We start from the raw sequence: 11120 nt of genomic DNA, 5'->3' as shown, positions 1-11120 counted from the left end.
CTCAAACAATTACGGTATCTGATACTACGGCTCCTGTAGCGCCTGCTGCGCCTGCCGATGTAACTTACGAGTGTATCTCGGAAGTACCAGTGGCGCAAGAATTGACCGCAACAGATAATTGTGGTGGCACTATTATTGGTGTGTCTTCTGATGTTCTGGAAAATACTGACGCTTGTAACATTTTAATTACACGTACCTGGACATTTACAGATGCTTGCGATAACACATCGTCCGTTTCTCAAACAATCACTGTATCTGATACTACGGCTCCAGTAGCACCTGCTGCACCTGCCGATGTAACTTACGAGTGTATCTCGGAAGTGCCTGCTGCACAAGAGTTAGTAGCAATTGATAACTGTGGTGCTGAAATATTTGGTGTAGCAACAGACTCTACAATGGATGAAGATGCTTGTAACATTATCATTACACGTACTTGGACATTTACAGATGGTTGCAACAACACATCATCAGTTTCTCAAACAATTACCGTATCTGATACTACGGCTCCTGTAGCGCTAAATGACTTGTCTGATTTATTCGTGAATTGTTCTGATATACCACAAGTACCGGAATTAGAATTTGAGGAGTGCTCAAATGAGGTAAACATTGTAAACTTTGAAGAAGTCAATACCTCTGATGGCTCTGAAACCGACTACGAAATAATTTGGAATTGGACGGTAGAAGATGCCTGTGGTAACCAAGCACAATACAGTCAAGCTGTTTACGTAACGAACGAAAATAATATTGTAAACATAAATGACGATCGTTGTACTGAAGATGGAGTAGTCGATTTATTTGATTATTACAACGGAACAAATACAACAGGTACCTGGACAATTGTTTCTGGCAACACAAGCCTTGATGGTAGTCTATTTGACCCACTGAACAAAGAACTAGGAGACTATATATTTACTTATACCGTTATGGATAACGGCTGTACCACTACTACCCGTGTAACTATAAACGTTAACGATGATTGTGTGGTATTAGCACCAGACGATTGTGAAAGAGAAAATATTAAAATCTCTACCGCTATAACACCAAACGGTGATCAGTGGAATGAATACTTTGAAATTACAGGTGTAGACTCTTGTGGCTTTACATACGATGTTCAAGTATTTAACAGATGGGGAGCTATTGTTTACAAAGCAACTAATTACCAAAATGACTGGAATGGTACAGCACACAAAGCATCTGTAGGTGGTGCCGATACGGTACCAAACGGAACATACTATTATATTATAAACGTAAAAAATAGTGGATTTAAACCTATTACAGGATACTTCTACGTAGGAACTAAATAAATTCTAACCTATGAAAATTTTTAAATATAGCATTATTGCAATCGCGTTATTTAGTTGTACAGTTGGTGTTGCTCAACAATTACCACAGTTCACACAGTACATGTACAACACGATTTCCATTAACCCAGCTTACGCAGGAAGCCGTGAAACCATAAGCGTGGTTGGTTTGCATAGAAGTCAATGGGTTGGCTTTGACGGAGGACCTATAACCCAAACCCTATCGGTGCATTCACCTTTAAGGAATGATAAAATAGGTTTAGGTGTATCCTTCATAAATGATAAGTTAGGTGACGAACGCTTTTCGTATTTGTATGGCGATTTCTCCTATACTATAAAAACTGGCTCCAACACAGAATTAGCCTTTGGTATTAAAGCTGGTTTTACTAGCTACAACCTAGACCGCAATGCCGTGGACCAATCTGGTAACGACCCAAGTATATATGGAATTGATGATCGTTGGGATCCAAATATTGGTGCCGGTGTATATTGGCATTCTGCTAAATGGTATTTGGGTCTCTCGGCTCCACGCATATTAACTAACGATTACAACGACGAGAATGGCATTGGGCAAGACTATGCTGCTTTAGAGCGCGTTAGTTACTACCTAACAGGTGGTTATGTGTTTACCTTAAGCCAAAACACCAAGCTTAAACCTGCGTTTTTAGTAAAAGCAACCAATGGCGCACCCGTGTCCTTCGATTTAACAGCGAATTTTTTATTCTATGAAAAATTCTGGGTCGGTGGTGGCTACCGAGTGGATAATCAAACATCTGCTATTGCAGGAATTGCAGATTTTCAAGTTTCAAAACAATTCAGAATTGGTTATGCCTATGAGTATCCTATATCCGATTTAAATGCTTATACCGGTGGTACCCATGAAATATTGGTCATGTTTGAATTATTCAAAACAAAACGAATCAAATCACCTAGATACTTTTAAAATATAATCGCATGAAAACTAAAATTATATTCACCATTGTTGCGTTAAGTAGTACGTTTCTATTCTCGCAAAAACGCGTAGCCGACATATTTTTTGAGAATTTCTCTTATGTGAAAGCTGCCGAATTATACAAAGAAACAGTTAAAAGAGGTGACAGTAGTATGCATGTTTTAACACGCCTGGGCGATAGTTATTACAACAATTCCGACACCGAAAATGCAGCACTTTGGTACGCACTGGCTCTAAAAAAATACGATAAGATAAACCCAGAGTACATTTATAAATATATCCAAACGCAACGAAGTATGGGTAATTTTGAAGAGGCCGACAAGTGGCTAGTACAATTTAAAGACATCCAAAACGATGACAGCCGCGTGGATGAACTACGTGCTAGCAATATCGCACTATACGAGTCCTTGAAAAACCGCGAAGGGCTTGATGTAAAAACTGTGAATTTAGATATTAACACACCCTACTCCGATTTTGGTCCATATGTATTTGATAACAGATTTTATTTTGCATCTGCTCAAAATACAGAAAATGCTATATACAGTTGGAATAACGAACCTTTTCTAGATATTTATGCGGCCGATATCAAACCTATGAATGACGGTATGGATAGCATCTCAAATCCAATTCAAATAGATTTCAAAGGAAAAGATCGTAAAAATGTGCATGAAGCTAGTGTAGCCATTACCGCTGATGGCAAGACTATGTATTTTACACGGTATAACGTAAACAAAAAAAACCGTGCCGTTTATGATAAACAAGGTACCTCTAACTTAAATATTTACAGAGCTACCAAAAAAGATAATGGCAACTGGGGAGATATTATTGAGTTGCCTTTTAATGGTGTTAATTTTTCTACTGGTCATCCGGCTTTAAGCCCAGATAACAAAACCTTATATTTTGTGTCGGACCGCGAAGGAGGCTATGGACAAACGGATATATACCGTGTTTCCATTGATGGCGATACCTACGGAACACCTGAAAATTTAGGCCCAAAAGTGAATACAGAAGGTCGCGAAATGTTTCCATTTGTAGCTAAAGATAATACCCTTTATTTTTCATCGGATGGTTTTTTAAATTTAGGATTGCTAGATATTTTTAAAACCGATGTTTTAAACGATGCCAATGCAAATGTCCAAAACTTGGGCGCCCCTTATAATAGTGGCTTTGATGATTTTGCTTATTACATTAATAACGATACCCAAAAAGGATACTTCTCCTCCAACCGTCCAAATGGTAAAGGTAGCGATGATATTTATGGCTTTATTGCCCAACCCTGCAAGCAAGTTATAACAGGAACGGTTAGAGACTTAAAGCTATTAACACCGTTGTCCAACGCCACGGTACAACTAATAGACGAAACCGGTAAAATAGTTGCAGAAACCACAAGTACTGAAAATGGCTTGTATGAATTTGACGCCAATTGTAACCAAAAATATACCGTTTTAGGTATGAAAGCAGACTATAAGGATGATAAAAAAGATGTCCAGACAACCAATGTTACAGATGAAAAACAAACAGCCGATCTGAATTTAACACCTTTAATTAATGATAATGAAATTGTAATTAATCCTATATTTTTCGATTTCGATAAATGGGATATACGAGCAGATGCTGCTTACGAGTTAGAAAATATTGTATCCGTTATGCGCGCACATCCTAATATGGTTATAAAAATTGAGTCGCATACCGATAGCCGCGGCAGCGATAGCTATAACTTAAAATTATCGGACAGACGTGCCAAGTCCACACAACAATATTTATACTCTAGAGGTATAGCCACCGAACGTATTGAAAGTGCTATTGGCTATGGCGAAACCCAACTGGTTAACGAATGTTCCAATGGTGTTAAATGTTCTAAAGAAAAACACCAAGAAAACAGACGTTCTAAATTTATAATCCTTTCTGGTGCCAATTAATAAGTTGTAAAATTTTAAATGTTAGCAGTTAAAAAGATACTTGTGAAATCATTTAATAAGCTTACAAATTATTAAACCCTTCCTAACTAATATCTTTATTAACTAAAAAGCCACTCCTTAAACGGAGTGGCTTTTAAATTTAAACTAACTACTAAACATGTTTTTTTCAATTCTAAACTGAATGAAAAACAAACGATATCGCTTATTAAACTAGCAATAAGGGATTATTTTTTAACAAAAATATTAGTGTAATACCACTTACCATTTTCGTTTTGTTCCGCCGAAATATCGAAATCGGTAAAATCACCTTCAATATTTTCGCGGTGCTTGTCGCTTCGTAACCAAGCTGCCACAACAGATTGTGCCGATGTAAAGCCATAGGCAACGTTCTCCGAAACATCTTGCGCACCTAAATAATTTTCTAAAAACAATTTACGCTGTACAAAATTAGCATGCGAAACGTTTCCCGTTGTAACCATATAATCTGTATGATTAAACGCCTGGGCTTTTATAATATCTACATTACTCAACGGATTCATACCGTTGCTTAATCTGTGATCATTAATGAGCTCCATAATTTCAATTTCAATCGTTTTAGTTTCTGGAACTACTAAATTGGACGCATCCATGTTAGGTGGATTGTTGTCAATTGCATCTGGCGAACAGGAAATCATGAACATGACTAGTAACGCCATTACCGGTAGTAAAGTAGGCTGTTTCATTTTAGGTTATTTTAGATTTGGGATTTTAAAAGTAAATCCAATAAATCTAAACAACCGTTAACACTATGTTAAAATCGATGAAAAACACGCATTTTATCGATTTTTAATGTTTTTTATCGGTAAAATATTGTTGAAGCGACCTAAAACATGTAATTCATCGGTAATTTAAGGCGATAATCTGTCCTTTACCCAATTGTAGTCGGCATCTAATTGGTAACGGATTCTGTCGTGAAGTCTGTTGGGTCTTCCTTGCCAAAATTCTATAGTTACAGGTTTTACAATATAGCCTCCCCAATAGGACGGCCTTGGTATTTCTTTCCCCTCGTAGGCCTGCTCCAATTCTTTTAAATCCGATTCCAAAACTTCGCGACTTTTAACAATACTACTTTGTTTGGATGCTATAGCTCCTAATTGACTACCGCGCGGTCGTGACTCAAAATAACCATCGCTTAAATTTTCGGCAATCTTTTCCGCAGTTCCTTTTATAATAATTTGACGCTCTGCACCATGCCAAAAGAAGGATAAACACACATGGGGGTTGTTTGCAATAGCGACCCCTTTTTCACTTTCGTAATTTGTGAAAAATATAAATCCTTCGTAAGTAAATCGTTTTAAAAGTACCACTCTACTTTTTGGAAACCCGTCTGGCCCTATTGTAGCCAATGTCATGGCATTGGTTTCATCTTGTTCAAAATTAGTATCCACCTCATGAAACCAAGTTTTAAACAACGCCATTGGGTTGTCCGGAGTTTCCTCCAATAACAAAGCGCCTTTGTTATACGTTTTTCTGTAATCACTTAAATCTTTATCCATTGATTGTTAGGTTTATTTTTTGTTTTTATAAATTAAATTATGAACTTGTTGTAGCATAAATTTACGCAATATATAATGGAATGAAATTTGAAGAAAGCATTTATTTTAACAAAAAAGCGCATTACAAAGTGGACTTTCCATTTGGTAGGTACTATCTATTTGAAAATTACTTTATTGCAGAATTAGCAAGAGGTATTCATTTTGACTGGAAAAAAATTAAGGAAGTGTCTAACTTTTTAGTAGCGTTTTATGGCAAACAAAAAAAAATTGGCCACATAACTAACCGGGTTAACCACTACTCTATTAATCCAAACCATTGGCAGCGATTTAACCAAGAATTTGGCTTTATTGTTGCTTCTGCAATTGTGGTATATAACCACATGGGATTTATGAACGCCACGCTAGAAAAACAATTTTCCCAAAACGCCATTAAACGATGTGCTAGTTTGCACGAGGCTATTTATTGGATGGAACGTTTAAAGGAATTTAAAATGTAAATTCTTTTCCATCTTGAGCCAATTCTACGCTTTCAAAAACTGTTTGTGCTTCCAACTGGAAATCCTTTAAATTTTTATACCGGGTAGAATAATGACCTAAAAGCAATTTACCCACTTCTGCCTGTTTGGCTATACTAGCCGCTTGCTTTGCGGTACTGTGTTTAGTAGGTTTAGCTAAATGAGCGTGTTTTTCTAAAAAAGTAGACTCGTGATACAACACGTCTGCTCCCCTAATAATAGGAACTATAGCTTCCGAATAAGCCGTATCACTGCAAAACGCATAACTTTTTGGTTTAACAGGCGCTTTGGTTAGGGCTTTATTTTCTAATAACTGTCCACTATTATCATATACATCAAAACCTTGTTTAAGTTTTCGGTAATAAGCCACGTCTATATTGGCATTTAACACGGCATTCATATCAAGTTTACGTTCGCCGGGTTTTTCTTTAAATAAAAAACCGTTGGTATATATTCTATGGCTTAAAGGAATGGTATGTACTTCCACCTTGTCATCTTCAAAAATTATTTCTGACTGGTTGGACGTTAACTCATGAAATATTAATGGGTAATTTGTCCAGGATTCAGATAATTTCATTTGCAGGGTAATAATATCTTTTAAACCTTTGGGGCCGTAAATATGCAGCTCCGTTTCGCGCGTTAACAACCGAAAGGTAGAGATTAAGCCTACCAAACCAAAAAAATGATCGCCATGCAAATGCGAAATAAAAATATGTTTAATTCTAGCAAACTTAATTTTATTTCTGCGTAGCTCCACTTGGGTCCCTTCACCACAGTCAATTAAAAATAAATGGTTCTTTATTTCCAATACCTGTGCTGTTGGATTGGTATCCGTTCGTGGCGTAGCGCTAAAGCAACCTAAAATGGTAAGTTTCATTCGTAATATTTGCGTAACATGGTTTGGTTATTTGGGTTTGAAAAAGCTTTATACCGTACCAATAATTACCAGTTTTATTAAAAACCTAAATCCCGTTCAATTTCTTCCATTTCTACGATATCCCGAGCTTCTTGAAGACTTGGCACAACCACTAATTCATCGGGGATGTTATCCAGATTAACCGAATTAGAAACAACAACAAAGGAATGTTTAGATGCCCTATGTTTTAGAGATATTTCTAGAAATTCAGTAATTTCCTGTTCACTAATTGGCTTTAAACCAGATAAGTTAACAATTACATTATCGTTTTTGAAGCGCGTATAAAGCACCTCTAACTTTTTAACCAATTCGATAACCGAGGCTTTTTCCTGTGTAATTATTGTAAGGTTGTTTTCTGTATTAAAAATCATAAACTTATTGTTTAATTTTTGATGCCAATAAATAAATAATGGCCATGCGTATTGCTACCCCATTTTCTACTTGATTCAAAATAATTGCTTGATCTGAATCGGCCACTTCACTTGTTATTTCAACACCCCTATTTATAGGTCCGGGATGCATAATAGTAATTTGCTTATCTAGTTTATTTAGCAAATTTGTGGTTACGCCATATTGCTGTGTATATTCCCTTGTTGATGGAAAATAATTTACCTCCATACGCTCATTTTGAACGCGTAGCATGTTAGCCACATCGCACCATTGCAGGGCTTTTTCCAAATTAGTTTCTACTTTTACACCCAAATTGGCAATATATTTTGGCAGTAAGGTTTTGGGTCCGCAAACCATAACTTCAGCACCTTGTAATTTTAGAGCAAAAATATTGGATAAGGCCACTCTACTATGCAAAATATCGCCTACAATAGCTACTTTTTTTCCTGCAACTTCTCCCAAATGTTCTCTTATAGAATAAGAATCTAGCAGTGCTTGGGTGGGATGTTCATGGGCGCCATCTCCCGCATTAATAATGCGTGCATTTACATGCTGCGATAAAAATACGCTGGCACCAGGATTAGGGTGTCGCATTACTACCATGTCCACTTTCATGGCTAATATATTGTTTACCGTATCTATAAGTGTTTCGCCTTTTTTTACAGACGATTGTGAGGCCGAAAAATTTATTACATCGGCAGATAAACGCTTTTCGGCTAACTCAAATGATAATTTTGTACGGGTAGAATTTTCAAAAAAGAGATTGGCAATGGTAATGTCGCGAAGCGAAGGGACTTTTTTAATTGGCCTGTTTATCACTTCTTTAAAATGATCGGCTGTTTCAAAAATAAGCTTGATATCCTCGGTATTCAGATATTTTATTCCTAATAAGTGGTTGACACTTAATGCGCTCATATGCTTTTAATTTTCAGTAGCGGTTTATAGTTGACTAGTCGGTACCTTTGGTATTCATGTTGTTGCATTGGTTTAGTGGCTTACCAAGTAAACACAGTCCTCACCTTCATTTTCAGTCCAATTTACTTTTACACGTTCATTATTTATGGCATCCACCTGCCTGCCCTTGTAATTGGGTTGTATGGGTAAATGTCTGCTAAAACGTCTGTCAATTAAGGTTAAAAGTTCAATTTCGTGCGGTCTGCCAAACGATTGAATGGCTGTTAAGGCTGCACGAATACTTCTACCTGTGTGCAAAACATCATCTATAAAGACAATTTTCTTGTCTTCCACTAAAAAATTAATTTCGGTAGTATTGGCTTCAAGCGTTTTTTCGCCACGTCTAAAATCGTCTCTAAAGAAGGTAATATCTAAAAGCCCCAATTGAACATTTTTTATTTCATAATCTTCTTTTAGCATTGTTGCTAAACGATTGGCAAGAAATTTACCGCGCGGCTGAAGGCCTATTAACACCGTATTACTAAAGTCGTTGTGGTTTTCAATAAGCTGGCAGGCCAACCGATGAAGAATGATGTTAAGTTCTTTTGCGTTAAGTAACACTTTCTGACTCATAGCCTATTTAATCGGGTTTGCTGAACAAAGTTACGGTAAAAAAATTGAGTGTACAATGCTTTTATTCCTCAATGGTTTTAGTGTGCTGTTTTTATGGGTATCGTATTTTTCAAAACAAAAAAATACGATATTTAATTCTGTTCAACGTATAAAAAAAGCCTTCAATTTCTTGAAGGCTTTTGGGTATTATATTAGGCTGGAAAAATTATTTTCCTTCCATTTTATCTTTAAGAGCTTGTAAAGCATCATTAGCGTCGCCTAGCGTAGGCTTAACTTCTGCAGCTGCGTTACTAGCAGCAGCTTTTACATTAGCAGCCTCTTCCTCACGGAAAATTGCTGTATGCGATGCTACTACACGCTTAAACTCTTTATTAAACTCAATGATTTTGAATTCAGCTTCTTCGCCTTTTTTCAATTTCTTGCCATCTTCTTTTTCAAGGTGACGAGACGGAACGAACGCTACAATATCCTCATTAAAATCGATAGTTGCACCTTTGTCAACTATTTCAGTTAATTCCGCTTTGTGCACGGTTCCTACGGCAAATTCTGTTTCGTATTTGTCCCAAGGATTTTCAGTAGTTTGTTTGTGTCCTAAACTTAATTTACGACCTTCTACATCCAACTCAAGTACCACAACATCCAGCTTATCGCCTACATTGCAAAACTCACTTGGGTGCTTAATTTTTTTCGTCCAAGATAAATCAGAGATGTAAATTAAACCATCTATACCTTCTTCTAGTTCAACAAACACACCAAAGTTAGTAAAGTTACGTACAATACCTGTATGCTTAGAGCCTACTGGATATTTTTTAGTAATATCTGTCCATGGGTCTGGTGTTAATTGCTTGATGCCAAGCGACATTTTACGCTCTTCTCTATCTAATGTTAAAATAACAGCATCTACTTCATCGCCAACAGATACGAAATCTTGTGCTGAACGTAAGTGTGTAGACCAAGACATTTCTGATACGTGAATTAAACCTTCAACACCATCGGCCACTTCAATAAAGGCGCCGTAATCTGCAATTACAACAACTTTACCTTTTACTTTATCGCCAATTTTAACGTCTTCACCTAATGCATCCCATGGGTGCTTAGATAATTGCTTAAGACCTAATTGGATTCTAGATTTGTTTTCATCAAAATCAAGAATTACCACATTTAATTTCTGGTCTAACTCAACAATTTCATTTGGATGGTTAATACGAGACCAAGAAAGATCTGTAATATGTACTAAACCATCTACGCCACCAAGGTCAATAAAGACACCGTAAGATGTAATGTTTTTAACAACACCTTCTAGTACTTGTCCTTTTTCTAACTGACCAATAATTTCTTTCTTCTGTTCTTCAATATCAGCTTCAATAAGCGCTTTATGAGAAACAACAACGTTTTTAAATTCGTGGTTGATTTTAACAACTTTGAATTCCATTGTTTTGTTAACATACTGATCGTAATCGCGAATTGGCTTCACATCAATTTGAGAACCTGGTAAGAATGCTTCAATACCAAATACATCTACAATCATACCTCCTTTAGTTCTGCACTTCACAAAACCATTTACAATTTCGCCAGATTCGTGCGCTGCATTTACGCGATCCCATGCCTTAATTACACGCGCCTTTCTGTGCGATAATACTAACTGACCTGTTGCGTCCTCACGCACATCAATTAACACCTCTACTTTATCGCCAACTTTTAAATTAGGATTGTAACGAAATTCGTTTAAGGAAATAACACCTTCCGACTTTGCGTTAATGTCAATAATAGCATCGCGATCTGTCATGTGAATAACCTCACCTTCAACAACTTCATCATCTAAAGTGTCTACAAAATTTTCAGCTACTAACTTTTCAAATTCTTTTAATTGAGAATCTTCAACCTCGTCAATACCTTCTTGGTAATTGTGCCAATTAAATTCCTTTAAAAACTTTTCTGGATTTGCTTGTGCTTCAGATACTACTGGTGCATCTGTACTGTTTACTTCTGTTGCTTCTGTTGCTTCAACTTCAGCCTGTTTTGCTTTTTCAGCCATTTAAAATTTCTAATGGTATTACAATTTTAC

Annotated in this window: 11 protein-coding genes; 4 read left to right on the top strand and 7 right to left on the bottom strand. The window is 36.6% G+C overall.

Annotated features, from left to right (window positions below):
- The 3 genes from ACFSQP_RS10925 to ACFSQP_RS10915 form a co-directional block, all read left to right on the top strand.
- Window positions 1-1304, top strand: a 1304-nt coding sequence (locus ACFSQP_RS10925; RefSeq protein WP_376894326.1) for a gliding motility-associated C-terminal domain-containing protein, incomplete at its 5' end; no start/stop codon positions are given.
- 10 nt (window positions 1305-1314) lie between these two features.
- On the top strand, window positions 1315-2244 hold the full coding sequence (locus ACFSQP_RS10920) for a PorP/SprF family type IX secretion system membrane protein (RefSeq protein ID WP_376894324.1): 930 nt from the start codon (window positions 1315-1317) through the stop codon (window positions 2242-2244).
- A gap of 11 nt (window positions 2245-2255) precedes the next feature.
- Window positions 2256-4172, top strand: coding sequence for an OmpA family protein (locus tag ACFSQP_RS10915; RefSeq protein ID WP_376894322.1), 1917 nt, complete (start codon window positions 2256-2258; stop codon window positions 4170-4172).
- 224 nt (window positions 4173-4396) lie between these two features.
- On the opposite strand, the gene ACFSQP_RS10910 is transcribed toward ACFSQP_RS10915, so the two are convergent.
- Together ACFSQP_RS10910 and pdxH are read right to left on the bottom strand one after the other, a co-directional pair.
- Window positions 4397-4894 carry a CAP domain-containing protein gene (locus tag ACFSQP_RS10910; RefSeq protein WP_376894320.1) on the bottom strand — a complete coding sequence of 166 codons (498 nt, stop codon included), beginning with the start codon at window positions 4892-4894 and terminating at the stop codon, window positions 4397-4399.
- 165 nt (window positions 4895-5059) lie between these two features.
- Window positions 5060-5707 (bottom strand): pyridoxamine 5'-phosphate oxidase, encoded by a 648-nt coding sequence (gene pdxH / locus ACFSQP_RS10905; protein ID WP_376894318.1) that lies wholly within the window; start codon window positions 5705-5707, stop codon window positions 5060-5062.
- An 80-nt stretch (window positions 5708-5787) separates the two neighbouring features.
- On the opposite strand from pdxH, the gene ACFSQP_RS10900 reads away from it, so the two are divergent.
- Window positions 5788-6204, top strand: coding sequence for a hypothetical protein (locus ACFSQP_RS10900; RefSeq protein ID WP_376894316.1), 417 nt, complete (start codon window positions 5788-5790; stop codon window positions 6202-6204).
- On the opposite strand, the gene ACFSQP_RS10895 is transcribed toward ACFSQP_RS10900, so the two are convergent.
- The 5 genes from ACFSQP_RS10895 to rpsA all read right to left on the bottom strand — a co-directional run bounded on the left by ACFSQP_RS10895 (window position 6194) and on the right by rpsA (window position 11090).
- Entirely contained in the window at window positions 6194-7099 is a 906-nt protein-coding gene (locus tag ACFSQP_RS10895) for a ribonuclease Z (RefSeq protein WP_376894314.1), read from the bottom strand. The genes ACFSQP_RS10900 and ACFSQP_RS10895 overlap by 11 nt on opposite strands.
- A 77-nt stretch (window positions 7100-7176) precedes the next feature.
- Window positions 7177-7509, bottom strand: coding sequence for a ribonuclease Z (locus tag ACFSQP_RS10890; protein ID WP_376894312.1), 333 nt, complete (start codon window positions 7507-7509; stop codon window positions 7177-7179).
- Between the two features lie 4 nt (window positions 7510-7513).
- Window positions 7514-8443, bottom strand: a complete 930-nt coding sequence (locus ACFSQP_RS10885) for an aspartate carbamoyltransferase catalytic subunit (RefSeq protein WP_376894311.1) — start codon at window positions 8441-8443, stop codon at window positions 7514-7516.
- 72 nt (window positions 8444-8515) lie between these two features.
- A complete protein-coding gene (pyrR, locus tag ACFSQP_RS10880) occupies window positions 8516-9055 on the bottom strand; it encodes a bifunctional pyr operon transcriptional regulator/uracil phosphoribosyltransferase PyrR (RefSeq protein ID WP_376894309.1) in 540 nt (179 codons plus the stop codon).
- 205 nt (window positions 9056-9260) lie between these two features.
- On the bottom strand, window positions 9261-11090 hold the full coding sequence (rpsA, locus tag ACFSQP_RS10875; protein WP_376894307.1) for a 30S ribosomal protein S1: 1830 nt from the start codon (window positions 11088-11090) through the stop codon (window positions 9261-9263).
- Window positions 11091-11120 lie beyond the last annotated feature (30 nt).

The sequence above is a fragment of the Bizionia sediminis genome, assembly GCF_042684585.1.
GTDB lineage: Bacteria > Bacteroidota > Bacteroidia > Flavobacteriales > Flavobacteriaceae > Algorimicrobium > Algorimicrobium sediminis.
This window is presented reverse-complemented; position numbering and strand designations above follow the sequence as displayed.